Below are 20,445 nucleotides of genomic sequence, written 5' to 3' on the forward strand. Positions count from 1 at the left end.
TTTGTCGATTGGTTAGGAAACCCCCACTTCAAAAACAGGTGTTTTAAGTGGTGGGAGGTTCATGTGGAACTTTGCAAATGAATAATTTAACTTCATTCAGCAGAAGTCTCCCATTTCTGTATGTGGTGAGATGAGAATATATGTTGGTATTCTATTCAGCGGGGGGGTAAACCCCCGCTGAATAAAGTTAAAGCCTCCAGCGGATGCCACAGATTTTCAGAGGAAATTTATCGAGCGGAGCTCGATAAAATCTGGGCGCAAATACACCAAGGCGCATTTGATAGAAATTGATCAAATGATGAAAGTGCTCTTACGCATTTCTTATTCAAAAATGTACGCCAAAGCCTTTATTGCCTGGTTGACCGTTTCCACTGTGGCATTTGCTTTACTGGAGAGTTCTTTCAGTGGATGATGAAGTTCTTTGGGGCGAATCAAAATGAGCGGCTTTCCTAATGAAAGAGCAGCGCTGGCATCCATGGCTGTATTCCATTGTCTGTACTTTTCTCCAAACAATGCGATGATCAAATCAGCTTTATTCATCAAAACTTGAGTTCTCAGATTGTTAAAACTGGAAGCGGCTTCATCTCTGAAAACTGCATCGGGCTGTTCTCCCAGAATTTCTTCGCCAATCGCATCTGAGCGGTCGTGGTTTTCCATCGGACAAACAAAATCAACCGGAAGTTGAAGTGTTTGGGCTTTTTCTTTGATTTCCTCTCGCCAACTGCTGTGAATTTCTCCGGCAAGATAGACAGTTAATCTCATCAAAACTCCTCCTAAAATAATTCATCTCCACCCATCTTAACATTAATAGTCAGAATAATCTCGTAAGATCTTTATAAATGAAAGAATTATTAAACCAATCCAATAAATATAATTAATTTGATTTTACTTGTTTAATAGGTTATAAGTTAGATGTAAGCAAAAATTAAATACAATTCGAGAAACACTAGGGGTGCCAAAAAAGCTGAGAGAGGATTGATCCTCAACCCTTGAACCTGATCTGGATAATGCCAGCGCAGGGAAGTGGTTGTTTGCAATTGACAAGAAATTGCATACGTATGTCTATGATTCAGAGCCACTTCTAGGATGAAGCGGCTCTTTTTTATTGAAGACAAAGGCACCTGGTATTCTCGCAAGGAAAGGGGATGGAAGATGACAGACAGTCTCGTATTTGAAGATGTTACTTTTTCCTACAGGGGAAGTGGAGGAAAAAAAGCACAGATATTAAGTCAATTGAGCTTTACTATTAAGGCTGGCGAATTTGTTAGTGTAATCGGTCCGAGCGGATCTGGAAAGAGTACATTATTTCGGCTCATTTCGGGACTGGAAACGCAAGATGAAGGAAAAATTTTCATGAATGGGGAGGCTGTGCAGAACAGGCTTGGGCATATTGGCTACATGTCTCAAAAAGACGGGTTACTTCCTTGGCTCACGGTGTTGGAAAACGCTGCATTACCGCTTACATTAAAACGTTTATATGGAAAAAAAGCACAAAAAGACGTCATAGAACAACTGGAAAGGTTTGGATTAAAAGGCTTTGAAAGTAGCTACCCTCATGAGCTTTCGGGAGGGATGCGCCAGCGGGTGTCTTTTTTGAGGGCACTGTTAAGCGGGTCGGAGCTGTTGTTGCTGGATGAGCCGTTCAGCGCTTTGGATGCAGTAACTAAAATGGTCATGCAGGAATGGCTTTTGGAACAATGGGCAGCAATGAAAAAAACAATACTATTTATTACCCATGATGTGGAGGAAGCGCTGTTTTTATCAGATCGTATCCTTGTTTTCAGCGAGAGCCCAGTGAACCATCTAGAAGAAATAGTAGTTCCGCTGGCACGTCCGCGGACTGTTGCGGATCTGAAAGACCCCGCATTTACAGGGTTAAAAGAAAAGCTGCTGATGGATCTGAAAAAAATGGTGAGCATATGAAAATTTTTAGAAGATACGGATTGTCTATTGGGCTAGTTCTCCTTTTACTGATTGTGTGGGAAATCGGAGCCCGTCTGTATGGAAAGCCGTTTATTTTGCCATCGCCAATAAATATTTTGGCCAGGCTGTGGGAATTGAGGTCTGTATTATTCATTAATCATTTGCCAGCAACATTGGCTGTAATTTTAATCGGTCTGTTGATGTCACTTGTATTGGGAATCGGACTTTCAATATGGATGCATGAAAGTGCAATTGTGAGGAAGGCATTTTTTCCACTGCTTATTGCCTCTCAGACTATTCCGGTGATTGCACTCGCTCCAATTTTCGTACTTTGGTTCGGATATTCTATTTGGAGTAAAGTGGTTGTTACTGTTTTGATTACATTTTTTCCGATTACCGTTAATACGTTTGATGGATTGCGAGCGGCTGATCCTCATTTAAAGGAAGTGCTGCAGACGATGGGAGCGACCAAACGGCAAATATTCCTCAAAGTTGAATTGCCGTCCGCATTGCCGCATTTTTATTCGGGCTTAAAGGTGGCCGTTACTTTAAGTGTAATTGGTGCTGCAATCGGCGAATGGCTCGGGGCTGATTCGGGTCTTGGCTATTTCAGTAGGAGAATGATGACACAATTTGACGGAGCAGGTGTTTTTGCACCAATTGTTCTTCTGTCATTGTTAGGAATTGCTCTATTTTTACTGGTAGGATTGCTAGAAAGAATAACGATGAAATGGAGAAATGAAAATTGAAGAAAAAGATGGTATTCATTGCTGTCGTTCTAACTTGCTTGATTTTGGCAGCATGCGGAAAAAACAGGGAAGAAGTTACTTCGAATAAATCGGACAACGAGCTTCAAAAGTTTGATATTATGCTTGATTGGTATCCTAATGCCGTACATAGTTATTTATATACCGCTATTGAAAAGGGATATTTTGAAGAAGAAGGGTTGAAGATCAATATCCGTTTTCCGGCCAATACGACTGATCCGATCAATCTGGCTGCAACCGGTGACATAGATTTGGGCATCAGCTATCAACCTGATGTCATTGCCGCTAGAGCAGAAGGCGTCCCAGTTAAATCGGTAGCCGCTATTGTCAGGAATCCGTTAAATCATATTGTTTTCTTGAAAGACAGCGATATTAAGCGTCCAAAAGACCTTGAAGGCAAAACTGTAGGGTGGCCGGGAATTCCAGTAAATGAACCGCTTGTTAAGACAATTGTGGAATCAGACGGCGGAAACATGAGTAAGGTGAAAATGACCGATATTGGCTTTGAACTCAATACAGCGATTGCCAGCAAGCGAGTGGACGCGGTGAGCGGAGCTTTTATCAATCATGAGGTACCTGTTCTTGCCTCTGAGGGCATCGAAACAAATCATTTTAATCCGGTCGACTATGGGGTACCCAGTTATTATGAACTGCTTTTTGTCACCAATGATGATACATGGAAGAGTAAAGAAGAAGAAATTCGCGCATTCTGGCGCGCCGCTTCAAAGGGCTATGAATTCATGAAGGATCATCCGGATGAGGCGCTTGATATTCTGTTGAAAAATCAAGATGCAGAGAATTTTCCACTAAATGAAGAAGTGGAAAAGGAAAGCTTAGCAGAGTTGCTCCCGAGAATGGAAGCTGAGAATGAGGCGTTTGGCAGCCAGTCTGAGGATTTATGGGAAGAAGTAATCCAGTGGCTGGCAGAAACGAAATATATCCAAGATGAGCCTGATAAGAAAGAGCTATTTGTTAATATTGTTGAGTGAATAAGCTGACACCCCCATATGGGGGTGTTTCCTATTCGCCTGCATTAGATCATTTGATTTCCTAATAATAAAAAAGAGATAGACGAAAATTATAGATGTCTTTACACTAGTTAAGTATATACAAATTTATTGGGGGATTTGGAATGAAAGAGTTTTTAGACCGCAAAGGGATCCATATTACGGCTAAGGCCTATCTCATAGACGCTTTAAGTTATATGGCCCTTGGACTATTTTCATCATTAATCATCGGATTGATCATAAAAACGGTGGGGCAGCAGTTAAGCTTGCCGTTCTTCGTAGAGATGGGCGATATGGCAATGGGGCTAATGGGGCCTGCGATCGGAGCTGCAATTGCATTTGGCCTTGGAGCGCCACCGCTTGTCATTTTTGCGGCAGTGGCAACTGGAGCGGCAGGTGCAGCTTTCGGCGGTCCTGCTGGAAGCTATGTAGCTGCTTTAATTTCTACGGAAATAGGAACAATGGTCAGTAAAGAAACGAAAGTGGACATAATTGTGACTCCGTTTGTCACCATTTTTATCGGATTTGCTGTTGGAAAGTTTGTCGGAGCACCTATTTCAAAGTTTATGACAGTATTTGGAAGCTGGATCATGTGGGCAACCAATCAGCGCCCATCGTCATGGGAATAGTGGTGGCGACTTTGATGGGGCTGGCATTGACGGCTCCTATTTCAAGTGCAGCTATTGCTATGATGCTTGATTTAACTTCATTCAACAGAAGTCTTCCACATCTGTAAGTGGTGGGATGAAGCATATTGGTATTCCATTCAGTGGGGGTTCAACCCCGGTTAAAGCCTCCGGCGGATGCCACAGATTTTCAGAGGAAATTTATCGAGCGGGGCTCGATAAAATCTGGGCGCAAATACGCCAAGGCGCATTTGATATGGCCTTGCTGCAGGTGTTGCTACTATTGGTTGCAGTGCGCAGATGATCGCTTTTGCAGTCGCAAGCTACAGGGAAAATAAAGTCGGAGGTTTGTTAGCTATTGGACTCGGAACTTCCATGCTGCAGGTCCCGAATATTATTCGCTACCCGCTTATATTGATTCCTCCGACCGTTGCAGGAATGATATTGGCTCCGTTTGGGGCAACTGTATGGAGAATGACGAGCAATGCCGCAGGAGCCGGCATGGGAACAAGCGGATTTGTTGGGCAAATCATGACTTTCACGACAATGGGTTTCTCAGCAAGTGTCTTAATCCAAGTCATTGTACTCCATTTTATCGGGCCTGCTGTGATAAGCTTAATCATATCAGAATATATGAGAAAGCGCGGCTGGATTAAGCCGGGCCAAATGCTCATCAACACTGGAGGTAAATGATATGGAAAAATTACAGTCAAAAGAACAGTTTGAACAATTAAAAAAAGAAGAGCGGACAATCTTTATGTTTTCCGCGGATTGGTGTCCGGATTGCACAGTGCTTGAACCAGTATTGCCACGATTAGAAGCGGATTATCCGGAATATAATTTCATTCACGTGGACCGTGATGAATTTTTAGAGCTATGCCAGGAGCTTGATATTTTCGGCATTCCAAGCTTTATCGTATACCATAGTGGAGAAGAAGCTGGAAGGTTTGTCAGCAAAGACCGCAAAACACTTGAGGAAATTGAAGATTTCATCAACGGTTTGTCAAGCTAATGAATGGAGCTGTCAGGAATGATTTCCTGTAACAGCTCTTTTTTAAGCAAAATTTTTATAATGATTGCCGTGTCCAATGAATGAAAATGACTGATTGGTAAAGGGAAACGCGTGAAATTGAAACATTTCTCCGGGCAGAAGATAGGACTTAGTTAGTCATGCATCTGGAGATTGTTCTTGTGTCTTGAAATGAATCAAGCTGTTCAAGACGTTCTTTTTTTACGAATAAGCCTCTTCCTTTTGGCATTTGGAGTTTTCGTGTATTATGGGATGTAGCCCATATTGCCAAGGAGGGTTAAGCATGAAAATGAATGAACGGAAGATGAGCAAAGAGCTGGAAAACCGTCTTCAAAAGGAAGGCCGGATTTTTACATATGACCGAGAAAAAGAAAGCCTGCGTATTGAAAACGAAAATACAGGAAAAGGCATTGACATTGCCTTGTCTGGCATTGTTTCCAAGTGGCATGAACATAAGGAAAAGGCCATCGATGAAGTCGTTTATTATGTGGAAGAGGCATTGGATGTTATGGGCAAGGAGCAGACCGTTGCAGGAAGCGAGAAGAAAATTTATCCTGTAATTCGTTCCACTTCATTTCCTGTGGAATCCGAAGATGGAAATAAATTTTTAACGGATGACCATACGGCGGAAACAAGGGTCTTTTATGCGCTTGATCTTGGAAAAACGTATCGCTTGATTGACGAGCGCTTCATCGAAAAGGAAGGACTGGATCCGAAGGAAATCCGTGAAATTGCGCGATTTAATGTTCGCTCTCTCTCTACTGCCATGAAAAAGGATACGGTTGCGGACAATGACTTTTACTTTTTAAATATGAATGACGGATACGATGCAAGCCGGATTTTAAATGAAAAGTTTCTTGAGGATAAATCGAGGCTAATCAAGGGGGACATGGCCGTAGCGGTTCCGCACCAGGATGTATTGATTATTGCGGATATCCGGAACAAAACAGGTTATGATATATTGGCGCAGATGACCATGAGCTTTTTTACAAAAGGCCTTGTTCCAATAACGGCTCTTTCATTTATTTATGAAGACGGCAAGCTAGAGCCTATATTTATATTAGGAAAAAATCAACGAGTGGATGATGGGAAGGAGTAATGGTAATGAATGTTTTTTATAATCTTAATGGTATTGGTGACGTGCTAATCATTTCACTAGCTGAATTCGATGAAAAAAATCGCACGTTTGAAAGAAAAGAAGACGCGGTCCGCATTTTCGATAAAAAGTCGAATGTGACTGGCGGCTTTAACCTTTTCAATGCTTCGAGCTACGTTGATGTTACAGCGAAGGGGCAGGTTGAACTGAGTGAAGAATTGATTGAAAAGATAAATGAGGCGCTTGCCAAAAATGGCTTCGATGAGCGAATTGAAGCAGATTTGTCACCGAAGTTTGTTGTGGGATATGTAAAAGACAAGGAAAAGCATCCGAATGCTGATAAGCTCAGCATATGCAAGGTGGATATAGGAACTGATGAACTGCAAATCGTCTGCGGCGCACCGAATGTGGAGGCCGGACAAAAAGTGGTTGTGGCAAAAGTTGGAGCTGTCATGCCGAGTGGCATGGTGATTAAGGATGCGGAATTAAGAGGTGTAGCATCAAGTGGAATGATCTGTTCTGCAAAAGAACTTGGTTTGCCGAATGCCCCAGAGAAAAAAGGAATCCTTGTGTTGGAAGATCAAAAATACGAAATAGGACAAGCTTTTCCTTTATAATGCGATAAAAGAACTCATCTGAAAGGGTGAGTTTTTTATTTTGATATATGGGAGACCAAGACTTCCATACATTTTAGTTCGGCGGAGTATTATGACTAATTCAGACAAGAATTGAAAAGTATAACGCTTGTTTTTTGCGAATATCTCGGTATTCCCCCACTGCAAACTAACGATGTAAGAGAATGGTGGATTCATGCTCTAGGACAGTTGGATGATGCAACTATTGATAGTCTATATGAGAGCTTTGTTGATGCTCCTTGTTGGCAAGTGAAAATGATAAAAGATGATTTGCTGGCCAGAAAGATGGGATTAGAGATGAGTGAGATTCCTATCTCCAATAGTGAAGAAACAGGAGAGGGGGAGCACATACTATGTTAAATAAATCAAACGACAAAGGAGCTTTGTATTTCCTTAGGAGATAATATTCCCCCCAACATGAACTACTTTGAAATAATTCGGGCTGCTTGTGAGAGAGTTTCAACAAAAAAACTTTTCAAAGTTCTTACGTTTTTCAAAGAAGATGATAATGGGGTGTTTAACTTTATTCAGCAAAAGTCTCCCACTTCTGTAAGTGAGATGAATGTATATTGGTTTTCTATTCAGTGGGGGTTCAAACCCCGGCTGAATAAAGTTAAAGCCTTCGGCGGATGCCACAGATTTTCAGAGGAAATTTATCAAGCGGAGCTCGATAAAATCTGGGCGCAAATACGCCAAGGCGCATTTGAATTTTGAGCTGCATTAAAGGGAGGCTTAGATGGAGAGTAAAGCTATTAAAAAGATAATTTATCTCAATGAAATCACATTTTTCTTTGTTTGGGTAATCATTTTTCTAATGGGAGCAGATAAACCTCCTCCTATCGGATTTATCTGGATTGTATTGCTAGTTGTATTACTCGATGTTGCCCAGTACTATTATTTAAAAAAATTTCTTCCCAAATTATTGAAGAAAACGAAGGGGTTATTCTTCAATAATATGTTCTATTTTTTTTTAGCAGGAGTACTGGTTAGCTGTCTAACAGTAATAATAAATGTTGGCTTATTTCAAAGTATAGGGCTTTTTAACAGATTTGTTTGGACAGTATCCATTATTGCCCCCGCATTGATAAATGGGATATGTTTTTATGTGTTTAATTCTTTTCTTATCAGATATATTAAATGAATGTAATTCTTTGAAGAGTCCCTTTTGGACTCTTTTTATTTTGCTTAAAAGGTGCGAGAGCATGAACGTGACAATCGGAACTATATGCACGTCAGGCGGTTTTATAGTCGCCTATTTAACTTCATTCAGCAGAAGTCTCTCACTTCTGTAAGTGTTGATTCCATTGGCAGTATTGATTTTAGGACTTTTCATTGGTGCAATTGCCACACCGTTTACAGAACTTGATCTGATATACAGATTGTGGTCAGGCGCCTTTCCTTGGTTATCAGCTGTAGGGTTATTTGAGGTAGGGAGTCAGAAAAAGAGTGACGCATAAGCGTTACTCTTTTTTATTCTGAAAACAAACAAAAGTACTATGATTGTCGCCTGTCCGAATTGTAGACAAGACGCATTTTATATAATAAGGAGGAATTTATTATGGTTACTATTAAGCAGCAATTGGTATCACGAGATATTATTGACAAACGATCATATGGACATGGAAACCCTTGTAAATATATTACTATCCATCAAACGGGCAACACTAGTATAGGCGCAAATGCACAGGCTCATGCAAACATCCAATCGATTTTAAATCCACGGCAGGCTAGCTGGCATTATCAGGTTGATGATAAAGAAATCATTCAATCATTTGATGATAAAGTAAGATGTTGGCACGCTACGGATGGTACCGGACCAGGCAACACCAGTTCAATTGCTATTGAGATTTGTATTAACAGCGACGGAGACTACAAAAGGGCTGTGCAAAACGCTGCAATGCTCACAAAACACTTGCTTACCAAACATAAACTCGGTATCGATAAAGTTAAGCAACATCGTGATTGGTACGCAAAAGATTGCCCGGCTCAATTACGTGGAGGGTATAAAGGCATTACGTGGAATGACTTCATCAAGATGGTAAAAGGGGAAGGGGGAAAGGTTGAAGCTCCTAAAACTCAGGTTGGATCAGTAAAAGTAGAAGCTCCTACAAAGCCGTCTGGCAGTTATACAGGTGATTCCATTTAACAGTATCAAGGTTGATTCAAGCTTTGCCAATCGGGTCAAACTGGCTGCACAACATGGTATCCGCAATTACAAGGGTACGGCAAAACAAAACCTTGATTTGCTTAATAAATGGAGGGCCGGAAACAAACCTGTTGCATCTGCAAAGCTCGCGGCCAAAAAGGGTGATCAAAAGACAACATCAGTTGTCGATTATCTCAAATCAATTGGCGTCAACTCTTCATTAGTCAATCGGAAAAAGTTGGCGGACAAACATGGTATTAAAAATTACACCGGAACGGCTGCACAGAATACACAGCTGATTAAAAAGTTGAGGGGCTAAATAAAGTAAATTGGCCGATAATGAAAAGGCCCCCCCTTTATATATGCGCACATATTCCTCCCCGAAATGGGGAGGGCTTTTTTGGAATTAGAAAAAGCCTGCTGAATTGCAGGCAAAGAAAGGGAAATTGCCGAAGTTTGTGGTGCAAATAATTAAAAGGGGAATGCTCATTAACAAGCTTAATTAGAGTTTACTTTAATAACAGAGATACTACAATAGGTAAATAACCTATTTTTTCTCAATAAAAATCCTCATTTCTACCAGACAATCTATCCAATCCATTTCGATAATCTCCAATACATTATTAATGAGTCGGCCGGCTTAAATAATGAATAGGAGAGGTGTATATGGGTTTTGAAGATGAGTTTGACTTCGAGGATGAGCGGAGAAGAAGGCGAGTAAGACTGATTTGTAAATGTCGGGAAGTAAGACATGAGCGTGAAGAAAGAGAACGCGAGCGCGAAAAATTCGAATGTAAATGCAGAGAGCGTAGACGTAGACACGAGCATGAAGAATTCGATTGGTAGGTAACTGATCTAGAAAGGAGAAATCCCTTGAGGTAATAGTCGAAGGGATTTCTCTTTTAGGTTCCGCTTCTTAATGAGCTTAAGCTTCAACTAGATGTTGAAACAGCAGAAATGTATTTATGTTGGGGCAGAGGCGGGGGCGGTGATGAATTCATGAAAAAGACCCGGCCCTGACCGGGCTTTTCACTTTAATACATTAGATTTTCAGAGGAAATTTATCGAGCGGAGCTCGATAAAATCTGGGTGCAAATACGCCAAGGCGCATTTGATGATTTCAGGATCAATAATAATCTGATGTTTGACTGGAAATATCGACACCAACCTTCTGCATTGCCTTTACAGCATTCGGGTTTAATCCATATACTTCTATTCCAGCACTGTATACGCTCCACTCATCACCTAAATATTTCTTCGCCCACCCCTCTGCCATTTGGCTTCTGCAAGAGTTTCCGGTGCATATGAAATAGATTGCCTTTTTAGACATGACATATTTCTCCTTCTAGTAAAGTAATAAGGCAACATATAGACCTAGTAATGTAATAAATAGAATGGGAATCGTTAATACGATCCCTGTTTTAAAATAGGTTCCCCATGAGATTTTAACTTCTTTTTGAGATAAAACATGGAGCCATACTAAGGTTGCTAATGAGCCGATCGGGGTAATTTTCGGGCCTAAATCGGAACCTATGACATTGGCATAAATCAGAGCTTCCCGGGTTGTACCGGAAGTATGGGTTTCAGCAATCGCCAAGGCATCGATCATGACCGTGGGCATATTATTCATCAAGGATGATAAGAAAGCTGCAATATATCCCATGCCAATCGTTGCGACAAATAAACCTTGCTCGGCGGTTACCTGAATGAAGTATGCTAACGAATGGGTTAGCCATGCATTGCCCAAACCGTAGACCACTACATACATTCCAATCGAGAAAAACACGATATTCCATGGAGCACCTTTTATAACGGATTTCGTATCTACCGTATGGCTCCTTCTCGCCATGAATAAAAAGAAAATTGCTGTTATTCCAGCAACAATTGAAACTGGAAGATGGATAAACTCGCTAACAAAATAACCAATCAAAAGTACCCCAAGAACATACCAGGAAAGATGAAACATTTTTGGATCCCTAATGGCCTCGATTGGCTTCTTTAATTTAGACAAATCGTATGTTTTCGGAATGCTTTTTCTAAAATAAATCAATAATACCGTAATAGTTGCAATTAATGAAAACAGATTCGGAATAATCATTCTTGAAGCATATTCCACGAAACCAATATGAAAGAAATCAGCAGATACAATGTTCACTAAGTTACTGACAACAAAAGGCAGTGAAGTAGTATCTGCAATAAATCCACTCGCCATAATGAACGGGAAAATCATGGCTTCTTTAAAATTCAAATTACGAACCATGGCAAGAACAATCGGTGTCAAAATAAGGGCAGCTCCGTCATTGGCAAATAACGCAGCTACAATGGCTCCCAAAATACTGACATAGACGAACATTTTGATTCCGTTGCCCTTTGCTGCCCTTGCCATATGTAGGGCAGCCCATTCAAATAATCCTATTTCATCTAATATTAAAGAGATAAGGATAATGGCTACAAAAGATAACGTCGCATTCCACGTAATATCTATGACCTTTAAGACATCAATGAATCCGACGACACCAACCAAAAGGGCGAGGAGTGCTCCACCACAGGCGGACAACCCGATGTTCAAGCCCTTAGGCTGCCAGATAACTAAGATAAGTGTTGCTAAAAAAATTACTGATGCCAATATTGCGGTTGTCACTGTCTAACCCCCATTATTCAAAAAGAATTAATCACCTCTTAGCAGCAAGAATTTGTTTTCTCTTCCTTAGAAGCTGTGCAGCAAGCTGTATCTTCAATTTTGTGGACCTCGCTGTCTGCTTTTGTATAAAAGAATTCCCACTCATTTCCATCTGGATCCGTTACCCAAAATTTATCTTGTACCGCATAGCAGCAAGTTGTATTCATTTCATCACGGGCAAAGAATCCTTCTTTTTCTAACCGCTCCTTATGAGCTGTAATTTCTTCTGCTGTTTCTACTTGGAATCCGAAATGATTAACCTGATTTCCACTCACTTCATCCCGTACATTGAGTGTAAAGTTAAGTCCAGGGCTCTCCAACAAGAATTTCGTATAATCAGCTTTTACTTTCACAGGTGGTACACCAAATACTTTTTGGTAAAACTCAATGGATTTCTCTAAATTTGTTACATTAATTCCCATGTGAACGTATTTCATTATAATTCCTCCTTGATAAATCAAAAAAAATTGATGTATGGCGCAAAAATTAGCAGCAGCTTCCTTTTCCTGTTTTTCTAAAAATGCAGCACAATTCTTCTGATAATAATTTGTTTACTTCCGTATCATTTAAATCGTAATAACTCCATGTACCTTTTGTTTCTTTAATAACTAATTCTGCTTCCAACAAAATCTTTAAGTGATAGGAAAGCTTTGATTGGGTCATTTCAAAAATATCTGTTAAATCACATACACATGTTTTTCCCCTTTGACAAAGCTCATACATGATTTCCAATCTTTTCTCATCTGCAAGAGCTTTAAATTTTTGTTCATATTGTTTAAAAGTTGGTTTAGTAGCCATTGAAATACTTATCCCCCCATTAATCGATTTTTTTTGATGTATTCATTATATGTAGGCCCATCATTGAATGCAACTAATAAATCAACTTTTTTTGATTTATCATTATTAATGTAAGTTAACAATAAAATAATACCTTTAATTCTAAACGTGATTACCGTTAAATACACTATTTTCCACTTGTGGACAGAATGTTAGTTCTCATGTAATAACTGCAAACAAATCATTCGGATTGATAATGTGAAAAGCGAAATTATCTACATAAACAGGGAGAAGCAATTTTCTCAGCGCATCATAAAAGTGATAGCTGTTACTGATTCTCCCAATAAATGCCTACTGTTACCATAAAAGACAATTCCGCATATTTAACTTGGCTAATATATTGTCAGTAGCCCCGGTATCAAGTCGTATGATGCTACCAGAGCATGTTATGAGACTATACATATCGCATTGGAGTTTAACCAATTATTAAATTTCTCCATTTGGAATGATGAATTCTTTGAAGAAGTTACATGTGCAGTCCTACATAAATCAAATGAATAAACAAGTGCATGTTGTGGATAAAGCTCACAGAATAGATTTCGATGCTATTGCCAGTGTTCAATTTGCGGAATAGGCCATTCAACAAAAAGGGGTTTTTAAGGATTAAAACAAGCCTGGTTCACAGACCGAGCTTTATTTTTTATAAACTAGGCATCTACCTACATATTATTTTGAAGTCCCAATTCGGCCTAAAAGTAGCCCCAAGTACGTGTTTTTTTATACATATCCTGCAATCTGAAATATTACAAAAAATATTATAAATGTTGATATATCAACGTTTTTGAAGGGTTTATACTTGTGTTTACGCTGAATTAGTATTATTATGTGTAACGTTAAAGAAATTATATAAGGTTAGAGATTAGGGGAAGCAGTTTTTAGGGGGATTTTAACAAAAAGGCAGGGATATGAAATGTACAAGCGATTGTTAGTTGCTGCCGACGGTTCAAAAAACTCGATCCGGGCAGCGGAAGAGGCAGCAAAGCTTGCCCGATTGGCAGAAGGTGCGGTTGTCGAAATCATTTATGTTATGGATTATTCAAAATCCAAAGGTGAGGTTTTACAAAGCCGTGATGGCGAAATGCTGGAAGCTGAACGTAGAAAAAAATTGGTTCCTGTTGAGGATGTATTCGTGAAAAGTGAGGTTCCTTACAAAGTAACGATACTGAATGGAGATCCTGGTCCTGCTATTGTGGAATACGTGAATAAGAGCTCTTGCGATATGCTGGTTATTGGGAGCAGGGGGTTAAATACTCTTCAGGAAATGGTGCTCGGAAGCGTGAGTCATAAAGTGGCTAAAAGGGTTGAAAGCCCGGTTTTGATAGTTAAATAGAATATAAGAAGATGTTCAAAAAGTCACCAAATCATAAGCGGAAAATCTCTTCGTTGACTTGTTTCTGTGCTGCTCATGTATCTAAAAGCATACATTCCGCTGCATATAACAAGCTGCCTCGACCTTTTTGCTCTATTGGCAACTTTTTGAACACGCACAACAAAAAAGATTTCCCAATGGACGGGAAATCTTTTTTGTTGTGCGCTCTTTGAGAAAAATAGCCGCTATAATAATGGGGAGATACATAGAATGGAGCGTGACGAGTCCGTGTCTGTATTTTTAGCTGTATCGATTTTCGTTACTACTTTATTTTTTGTGATCTGGCAGCCAAAAGGATTATCCATCGGGTGGTCAGCCTGTACCGGTGCACTGTTGGCGCTTGTTGTAGGAGTTGTTTCATGGCGTGACGTTGCAGACGTGACCGCCATTGTTTGGAACGCGACGCTCACATTTGTTGCATTGATCATTATTAGTTTGATTTTGGATGAACTCGGATTTTTTGAATGGGCTGCTTTGCACATGGCTCGTTTTGCCAATGGAAATGGGGTTAAAATGTTTTTGCTCGTCACTTTACTGGGGGCTGTAGTATCTGCTTTGTTTGCAAACGATGGAGCTGCATTGATTTTGACTCCTATCGTTTTGGCGATGGTCAGGGCCCTGGACTTTCAAGAAAAGATGATCCTTCCATTTATCATGGCTTCGGGGTTCATAGCGGATACCACTTCTCTCCCTTTCATCATAAGTAATCTCACGAATATTATTTCCGCCGACTTTTTTGGCATTGGCTTTGCCGAATATGCCATTCGCATGATTGTTCCCAATCTGTTTAGCCTGACGGCGAGCATTTTGGTTCTTTACATATATTTTCGGAAAAGCATTCCTGCCGCTTATCATTTGAATCAGCTTAAGAAGCCTTCGGAAGCGATCCGGGATAAAAGGATGTTTCGTATTTCATGGGGAGTTTTGGTGGTATTGCTTCTTGGATATTTTGGAAGCGAAATAATTCAAATTCCTGTATCTTTCATCGCGGGAGGCGTGGCCATTCTGTTTTTAATAGCTGCCAAAGGAAGCCCGGCGATTCATATTAAATCAGTGATTAAAAGTGCACCATGGGCCATTGTGTTTTTTTCCATTGGCATGTATGTAGTCGTGTATGGATTGAAAAATGTGGGATTGACCAAAGTATTGGCGGACTTGATCCAGGTAACGGCTGATCAAGGGCTTTTTTCGGCGACGATAGGGGCCGGCTTTATTGCGGCTGTTTTATCTTCCGTCATGAATAACTTACCGACTGTTATGATTGATGCCCTGGCGATTGCCGATACGAATACAACAGAAGTTGTAAGGGAGGCACTTATTTATGCTAATGTTATCGGAACAGATCTAGGGCCGAAAATCACACCGATTGGTTCATTGGCCACATTGTTATGGCTGCATGTATTGAAAGGGAAAGGGGTTCATATTTCATGGGGATATTATTTTAAAGTCGGCATTGTCTTAACTGTACCCACGCTTCTAATTACTTTGGCGGGTCTATATATATGGCTCATTTTGATTTATTAAGAAAGCAGGCTGGGACAAACCCGGCCTTCTGTTTCCTACTTGATGGTATTATTCAATGTTTTTATAGTTCCGGAATGGATTCCTTCATGATACAGGATAAGATTCACTAACGAATCCACCGTGTTCATTTCGTAAGATTGGATGGCAAAGATTTCGGATGCTGGATTCAAGAGTTTCCCTGAAAAATGTAGAGGAATTCGGTCTCTTTGTTCTTCCAATACTGAAATGATGTCCTGGATGGCAGGAGGATCGGCTTTCCATTCGGAAGGCATTGTTCACAGTGCAAAAAAAGCTGCCCACTCCGTTCGTTTGATCTCATAGTCTCTGTCAGCTTTGTTCAGGAGGAATTCTGCAGTTATGTATAAATGACCAGCATTCCAGCGGATTGTATTAGGATGGCCTGTAGGTTGAATATCCAAATTTTCATCGTTTAACTCAGCAAGTACATTTAACTTCATTCAGCAAAAGTCTCCCACTTCTGTAAGTGGTGAGATGAATGCCTATAGGTATTCCATTCAGTGGGGGTTCAAACCCCGGCTGAATAAAGTTAAAGCCTTCGGCGGATGCCACAGATTTTCAGAGGAAATTTATCGAGCGGAGTTCGATAAAATCTGGGCGCAAATACGCCAAGGCGCATTTGATAGTTAAAGTGCGGAAAAGCTGAAACTGTTTCAATGAACTCAAATGAATCACTCCTCAATTTTCCTTATTATTACTATTCTAAGAAAGCGATTAAAGGTAAGAACTGTTCAGTCTTGATTATATTATTCTATGAGGTGATCAATTTGACTATTAAGGGTTTGAATCATTTTCTTTTTTCGGTTTCAGATTTAGAAGACTCCATTAAGTTTTATCAAAATGTATTTAATGCCAAATTGCTTGTTAAGGGGAGAAGCTCTGCCTATTTTGATTTGAACGGAATATGGATTGCCTTAAATGAGGAAAAAGATATTCCACGTAATGAAATCAGCCATTCGTATACCCATATTGCTTTTTCAATCGACGAAGAAGATTACGATAAAATGTTTGATAAGTTAAAGGAATTGGGCGTTCATATATTGCCGGGACGTCCCCGGGATGTCAGAGATAAAAAGTCTATATATTTTACGGATCCAGATGGGCATAAGTTCGAATTCCATACAGGCACTCTGCAGGACAGGATGAATTATTACAAAGAAAGGAAACCACACATGGAGTTCTTTGAATGAGTGGGAAAACAAGGGATTTGAAGCGGTAGGAAAGTTTAGTTATTTTAACTTCATTCAGCAGAAGTCTCTCACTTCTGTAAGTGGTGAGATGAATGCCTATTGGTATTCTATTCAGTGGGGTTCAAATCCAGGCTGAGTAAAGTTAAAGCCTCCGGCGGATGCCACAGATTTTCAGAGGAAATTTATCGANTATTCAGTGGGGTTCAAATCCAGGCTGAGTAAAGTTAAAGCCTCCGGCGGATGCCACAGATTTTCAGAGGAAATTTATCGAGCGGAGCTCGATAAAATCTGGGCGCAAATACGCCAAGGCGCATTTGATTATTTGGATTTTAAACAAGTGTTTTTTCCAGAAAATGCTTGAAAGGTAAGTAGTACGGTAGCAGGCCTATGCTTCATTCCCCGGGTAATATTGCTTTTAAACATAACAAGGTGAACAGCAAAATTTTTTTGTTTTGGATCATCCCTGTGGAAGCATGTCAAACAGAAAGAATAAAAAATGTTGAAATTTAAATGAACGGTTACTATAAAACTTACGTCTTATCATTGAAGGTAAAAGAAAGGGGGCTTGGCGTTGGTTGGAAAGTGAAAGAGATCTTATCAAGGAAGCAATAAAGGGAAAAGACGAAGCATTTACAAGGCTTTTCCAAGATAATTATGCGTTTTTATATAAATATTTAATTAAGCTGAGCCTTTACCCGGATGTAACCGAAGATCTTATTCAAGAGACGATGATCAAAGCATACACTCATTTGCGCAGTTTTAAAGGGGAATCAAAGTTTTCGACTTGGCTGATTTCGATAGCTTCAAGGCTGTATATAGATCAACAACGAAAAGAAATCAGACATAGGCGGATTTTTGAAAAGGCAAGAAATGAAGCGGTTCGAAAAATGAAGTGGCAGCTCTCATTGAAGGGGGAGGATTGGACAGAGGATTTGGAGCTGTTCGCAGGTCTTGATCCGGAATTGAAAGCTCCGATCCTGCTTAGGCATTATTACGGATATTCTTATCCGGAGATTGCCAAAATGCTCCGTATTAAGGAAGGGACTGTAAAGTCACGCGTGCATAACGGGCTGAACAAAATACGAAAGGAGTGGTCAGATTGAAGGAAGGCAATGAAAAGGAATGGGTTAAGCGGTTAATGAATGATATGAAAAAGCTGGAAAATGCTCATCAAGCCAAAGTCCCCCAGCAACACGAGCTGATGAATCTTTTGACTGAATTTAAAAACCAGCGTAAAAAAGCATGGAAACGCGAGTTGACAATCTTTATTTTGACAGCACTGACCATCTTGGCCACATATTTCGTTGTCTCACTAAAAATGCCGGCAGTCTTCTTGTGGGTACAAATATTGGCTATTATTACGATTCCGTTTATTTATGTTGCTGAAAGGAAGCGCCGCAAGGGCTTGAATGAGGTGTCGGATGATGGATTCTGAGAAATTGCTTGCTCTTATTTTTATATCACCGATTCTATTAGCACAAAGCATCCTGCTTTTTATAGATGCCAAGAAGAAAGGAGCATATGCTTGGTTTTGGGGATTATTGGGGTTGATTCAGTTTCCGTGTCCATCCATATTTTATTACTTCATTATTATTAGACCATATAGGAAAAAAATAAAATTTTAGGTGTTGGAGGGATGACAATTGGATATTCCTTGGGGATTAATAGCTCCTATCGTCATTTTAGATTTAATCTTGAAGATCACGGCGCTTGTTAGCTGTATAAAAGAAGAAAATACAAACGGAACTAAATGGGTGTGGATTCTTATTATCCTTTTCCTTAACTTAATTGGACCAGTTCTATATTTTGTCATCGGCCGGAAAAAACAGTGATGGGAGAAGACGCTACATGTTATTAACAGCAGAAAATTTAACGAAAAAGTTCGGCATGTATACAGCAGTCGACCAGCTCGATTTAGCTATAAAAGATAATGAATGTGTTGCTTTGCTGGGACCGAATGGAGCGGGAAAAACGACAACATTGCAAATGCTGGCAGGGTTATTGACCCCAACTTCGGGCAGAATTAGGTTTTCCGGGAAAGAAAATATCGATCGGCGGTTTATCGGATATTTGCCGCAATATCCAGCTTTTTTCCCCTGGATGAGTGCAAAAGAGTATTTGCAGTTTGCAGGCAGGGTTTCTGGAGTCCCCAAAAAAGAATTGCAGGGAAAAATTGAAGAAATGCTTTCTTTTGCAGGGTTGGAAGATGCAAAAAACAAAAGGATTGGTGGTTTTTCAGGAGGGATGAAACAAAGGCTTGGGTTGGCACAGGCAATGATCCATGAGCCGAAATTATTGATTCTTGATGAACCAGTTTCAGCTTTGGATCCTTCTGGAAGAAGGGATGTATTGGAAATGATGAATGAGTTGAAAAAAAAGATGGCTATATTATTTTCTACACATGTGCTGCATGATGCTGAGCAAGTCTGTGATGAGATTGTCATGTTAAAGAACGGCAAAGTAAAATGGTTCGGGAATCTTATGGACTTGAGAAAGAGACAGGGAGAAAATCGTGTGATGCTGGAGGCGAAGGAAGAAATTGGAAAATGGCTAGAAACCAAAAGCTATGTTGCTGAACGTTCATTTTCATCACCTAGGGCAGTTGAACTCAAGCTGCAGAATTCGGAAAGCCGGAACCAATTGCTAAGTGACTGCATGGAAAAAGGCTTGACGATTACCCATTTTTCTGAAAAAGGACGTTCGTTGGAAGATGCTTATCTGGAGTTGATGGAACAATGAGTACATTTTTCACTCTTTTTAGAAAAGAATGGTTAGAGGCTTGGCGTGATAAGAAACTGATTTGGCTTCCTGTCGTTTTGTGCTTATTAGCTGTTTCCCAGCCGATCAGTACGTATTTTATGCCAGAGATTTTGGAAATGGCGGGCAATCTTCCCGAAGGGGCTGTCATTGAACTTCCGGTTCCTTCCGGTGAGGAAGTCCTGGCGGGGACGCTGTCACAAATTGGTATGGTTGGAACCGTGATTTTTGTACTAAGCGCAATGGGAGTCGTATCAAATGAGCGGAACAGTGGTTCGCTCTCGCTGCTAATGGCACGGCCTGTTTCCCCTTTTGAATATATTTCCAGCAAATGGACAGCGCAGGCATTGATTTTTCTGATCTCGTTTACGCTCAGCTATGGGCTCTCCTATTATTATACAAACCTCTTATTCAATGAGGTGAAATTTCATCTATTCATCTCAAGTCTGGGAGTTTACAGCCTTTGGATTTTATTTACACTGTCCATCACTTTACTTCTTGGGACAATGATGAAGAAAAATGGCGGAATCGCTGGCATGAGCATCATAATCGTAGCAGGACTTACAGTTATCGGCTCATTCTTTCCAAAATTTATGGGGTGGAGCCCGTCCAATGCTCAAAACCAGGCAGTCAGCATACTTATGACAGGTAAGTGGGAAGACTCTTTTGGCTTGATGATGTTCGTAAGCATAGCTTTAATAGTTGGGTTGGTCTTATTGTCCTCATTTGCCTTTAAAAAATATGAAAGCTATTGAGCAGTTGGAGCGCGCCGAGCCCTTTTGGGCGATGGCGCGCTCCAACTCTCTTATAAAAGCTCCAACTCTCTTATAAAAGCTCCAA

27 protein-coding genes, 3 pseudogenes and 1 riboswitch are annotated in these 20,445 nt (G+C 40.3%); of the genes and pseudogenes, 24 read left to right on the forward strand and 6 right to left on the reverse strand.

What is annotated here, in order from left to right:
- Window positions 1-321: 321 nt before the first annotated feature.
- Complete coding sequence (locus tag D5F11_RS25020; protein ID WP_120119328.1) at window positions 322-762, reverse strand: YtoQ family protein; 441 nt, start codon at window positions 760-762, stop codon at window positions 322-324.
- A 176-nt stretch (window positions 763-938) separates the two neighbouring features.
- A riboswitch (TPP riboswitch) is annotated at window positions 939-1,039 on the forward strand.
- 113 nt (window positions 1,040-1,152) lie between these two features.
- Here D5F11_RS25020 and D5F11_RS25025 point away from each other — a divergent pair.
- The 13 genes and pseudogenes from D5F11_RS25025 (at window position 1,153) to D5F11_RS27230 (ending at window position 9,549) form a co-directional block, all read left to right on the forward strand.
- Window positions 1,153-1,923 (forward strand): ABC transporter ATP-binding protein, encoded by a 771-nt coding sequence (locus D5F11_RS25025; protein ID WP_120119329.1) that lies wholly within the window; start codon window positions 1,153-1,155, stop codon window positions 1,921-1,923.
- On the forward strand, window positions 1,920-2,672 hold the full coding sequence (locus D5F11_RS25030) for an ABC transporter permease (RefSeq protein ID WP_120119330.1): 753 nt from the start codon (window positions 1,920-1,922) through the stop codon (window positions 2,670-2,672). The genes D5F11_RS25025 and D5F11_RS25030 overlap by 4 nt, the downstream gene beginning before the upstream one ends.
- Entirely contained in the window at window positions 2,669-3,679 is a 1,011-nt protein-coding gene (locus D5F11_RS25035) for an ABC transporter substrate-binding protein (RefSeq protein ID WP_245998325.1), read from the forward strand. Before D5F11_RS25030 ends, D5F11_RS25035 begins: the two co-directional genes overlap by 4 nt.
- Window positions 3,680-3,822: 143 nt before the next feature.
- Window positions 3,823-4,400: pseudogene (locus D5F11_RS25040) on the forward strand (PTS sugar transporter subunit IIC); the annotation flags it as partial.
- A gap of 41 nt (window positions 4,401-4,441) precedes the next feature.
- Entirely contained in the window at window positions 4,442-4,627 is a 186-nt protein-coding gene (locus D5F11_RS25045; RefSeq protein ID WP_120119331.1) for a hypothetical protein, read from the forward strand.
- Window positions 4,582-5,016: pseudogene (locus tag D5F11_RS25050) on the forward strand (PTS sugar transporter subunit IIC); the annotation flags it as partial. The gene D5F11_RS25045 and the pseudogene D5F11_RS25050, both read left to right, overlap by 46 nt.
- Before the next feature lies 1 nt (window position 5,017).
- Complete coding sequence (locus D5F11_RS25055; protein WP_120119332.1) at window positions 5,018-5,335, forward strand: thioredoxin family protein; 318 nt, start codon at window positions 5,018-5,020, stop codon at window positions 5,333-5,335.
- Window positions 5,336-5,636: 301 nt separating this feature from the next.
- On the forward strand, window positions 5,637-6,452 hold the full coding sequence (locus D5F11_RS25060; protein ID WP_185830910.1) for a DUF1444 domain-containing protein: 816 nt from the start codon (window positions 5,637-5,639) through the stop codon (window positions 6,450-6,452).
- A 5-nt stretch (window positions 6,453-6,457) separates the two neighbouring features.
- Entirely contained in the window at window positions 6,458-7,066 is a 609-nt protein-coding gene (gene ytpR, locus D5F11_RS25065) for a YtpR family tRNA-binding protein (protein WP_120119333.1), read from the forward strand.
- 531 nt (window positions 7,067-7,597) lie between these two features.
- The gene (locus D5F11_RS25070; protein ID WP_126646687.1) at window positions 7,598-7,798 is read left to right on the forward strand and encodes a hypothetical protein; all 201 of its coding nucleotides are present in this window, start codon (window positions 7,598-7,600) and stop codon (window positions 7,796-7,798) included.
- 22 nt (window positions 7,799-7,820) lie between these two features.
- Entirely contained in the window at window positions 7,821-8,225 is a 405-nt protein-coding gene (locus D5F11_RS25075; RefSeq protein ID WP_120119336.1) for a hypothetical protein, read from the forward strand.
- Window positions 8,226-8,642: 417 nt separating this feature from the next.
- Window positions 8,643-9,230 (forward strand): peptidoglycan recognition protein family protein, encoded by a 588-nt coding sequence (locus tag D5F11_RS27225; protein ID WP_221768465.1) that lies wholly within the window; start codon window positions 8,643-8,645, stop codon window positions 9,228-9,230.
- Window positions 9,217-9,549 carry a DUF3597 family protein gene (locus tag D5F11_RS27230; protein WP_244862193.1) on the forward strand — a complete coding sequence of 111 codons (333 nt, stop codon included), beginning with the start codon at window positions 9,217-9,219 and terminating at the stop codon, window positions 9,547-9,549. The genes D5F11_RS27225 and D5F11_RS27230 overlap by 14 nt, the downstream gene beginning before the upstream one ends.
- Before the next feature lie 816 nt (window positions 9,550-10,365).
- On the opposite strand, the pseudogene D5F11_RS25085 reads toward D5F11_RS27230, so the two are convergent.
- From D5F11_RS25085 to arsR, 4 genes and pseudogenes are all read right to left on the reverse strand, one after another.
- A pseudogene (locus tag D5F11_RS25085) lies at window positions 10,366-10,560 on the reverse strand (arsenate reductase/protein-tyrosine-phosphatase family protein); the annotation flags it as partial.
- A 15-nt stretch (window positions 10,561-10,575) separates the two neighbouring features.
- Window positions 10,576-11,871, reverse strand: coding sequence for an arsenic transporter (locus D5F11_RS25090; protein ID WP_120119338.1), 1,296 nt, complete (start codon window positions 11,869-11,871; stop codon window positions 10,576-10,578).
- Window positions 11,872-11,909: 38 nt separating this feature from the next.
- The gene (locus tag D5F11_RS25095) at window positions 11,910-12,347 is read right to left on the reverse strand and encodes an ArsI/CadI family heavy metal resistance metalloenzyme (protein WP_120119339.1); all 438 of its coding nucleotides are present in this window, start codon (window positions 12,345-12,347) and stop codon (window positions 11,910-11,912) included.
- Window positions 12,348-12,396: 49 nt separating this feature from the next.
- A complete protein-coding gene (gene arsR, locus D5F11_RS25100) occupies window positions 12,397-12,708 on the reverse strand; it encodes an arsenical resistance operon transcriptional regulator ArsR (protein WP_120119340.1) in 312 nt (103 codons plus the stop codon).
- A gap of 949 nt (window positions 12,709-13,657) precedes the next feature.
- Here arsR and D5F11_RS25105 point away from each other — a divergent pair.
- Complete coding sequence (locus D5F11_RS25105) at window positions 13,658-14,077, forward strand: universal stress protein (protein WP_120119341.1); 420 nt, start codon at window positions 13,658-13,660, stop codon at window positions 14,075-14,077.
- A 249-nt stretch (window positions 14,078-14,326) separates the two neighbouring features.
- Entirely contained in the window at window positions 14,327-15,640 is a 1,314-nt protein-coding gene (locus tag D5F11_RS25110; RefSeq protein ID WP_120119342.1) for an arsenic transporter, read from the forward strand.
- Window positions 15,641-15,915: 275 nt separating this feature from the next.
- On the opposite strand, the gene D5F11_RS25115 is transcribed toward D5F11_RS25110, so the two are convergent.
- Window positions 15,916-16,098, reverse strand: a complete 183-nt coding sequence (locus D5F11_RS25115; RefSeq protein ID WP_120119344.1) for a DinB family protein — start codon at window positions 16,096-16,098, stop codon at window positions 15,916-15,918.
- Window positions 16,099-16,132: 34 nt separating this feature from the next.
- Between D5F11_RS25115 and D5F11_RS27105 the strand changes: the two genes are divergently transcribed.
- From D5F11_RS27105 to D5F11_RS25150, 9 genes are all read left to right on the forward strand, one after another.
- On the forward strand, window positions 16,133-16,288 hold the full coding sequence (locus D5F11_RS27105; RefSeq protein ID WP_185830911.1) for a hypothetical protein: 156 nt from the start codon (window positions 16,133-16,135) through the stop codon (window positions 16,286-16,288).
- A 137-nt stretch (window positions 16,289-16,425) separates the two neighbouring features.
- On the forward strand, window positions 16,426-16,848 hold the full coding sequence (gene fosM, locus D5F11_RS25120; protein ID WP_120119345.1) for a FosM family fosfomycin resistance protein: 423 nt from the start codon (window positions 16,426-16,428) through the stop codon (window positions 16,846-16,848).
- A 196-nt stretch (window positions 16,849-17,044) separates the two neighbouring features.
- On the forward strand, window positions 17,045-17,209 hold the full coding sequence (locus tag D5F11_RS27110; protein ID WP_185830912.1) for a hypothetical protein: 165 nt from the start codon (window positions 17,045-17,047) through the stop codon (window positions 17,207-17,209).
- Between the two features lie 214 nt (window positions 17,210-17,423).
- Window positions 17,424-17,951 carry an RNA polymerase sigma factor SigY gene (gene sigY, locus D5F11_RS25125; RefSeq protein WP_120119346.1) on the forward strand — a complete coding sequence of 176 codons (528 nt, stop codon included), beginning with the start codon at window positions 17,424-17,426 and terminating at the stop codon, window positions 17,949-17,951.
- Window positions 17,948-18,283 carry a YxlC family protein gene (locus tag D5F11_RS25130; protein ID WP_120119347.1) on the forward strand — a complete coding sequence of 112 codons (336 nt, stop codon included), beginning with the start codon at window positions 17,948-17,950 and terminating at the stop codon, window positions 18,281-18,283. Before sigY ends, D5F11_RS25130 begins: the two co-directional genes overlap by 4 nt.
- A complete protein-coding gene (locus tag D5F11_RS25135) occupies window positions 18,270-18,473 on the forward strand; it encodes a transcriptional regulator (RefSeq protein ID WP_280519808.1) in 204 nt (67 codons plus the stop codon). Before D5F11_RS25130 ends, D5F11_RS25135 begins: the two co-directional genes overlap by 14 nt.
- 18 nt (window positions 18,474-18,491) lie before the next feature.
- Complete coding sequence (locus D5F11_RS25140; protein WP_120119349.1) at window positions 18,492-18,680, forward strand: PLDc N-terminal domain-containing protein; 189 nt, start codon at window positions 18,492-18,494, stop codon at window positions 18,678-18,680.
- 16 nt (window positions 18,681-18,696) lie between these two features.
- Complete coding sequence (locus D5F11_RS25145; RefSeq protein ID WP_120119350.1) at window positions 18,697-19,587, forward strand: ABC transporter ATP-binding protein; 891 nt, start codon at window positions 18,697-18,699, stop codon at window positions 19,585-19,587.
- Window positions 19,584-20,360, forward strand: coding sequence for an ABC transporter permease (locus D5F11_RS25150; protein WP_120119351.1), 777 nt, complete (start codon window positions 19,584-19,586; stop codon window positions 20,358-20,360). Before D5F11_RS25145 ends, D5F11_RS25150 begins: the two co-directional genes overlap by 4 nt.
- Window positions 20,361-20,445: the final 85 nt, after the last annotated feature.

The organism is Siminovitchia terrae (assembly GCF_003605405.2).
GTDB classification, from domain to species: domain Bacteria; phylum Bacillota; class Bacilli; order Bacillales; family Bacillaceae_C; genus Siminovitchia; species Siminovitchia terrae.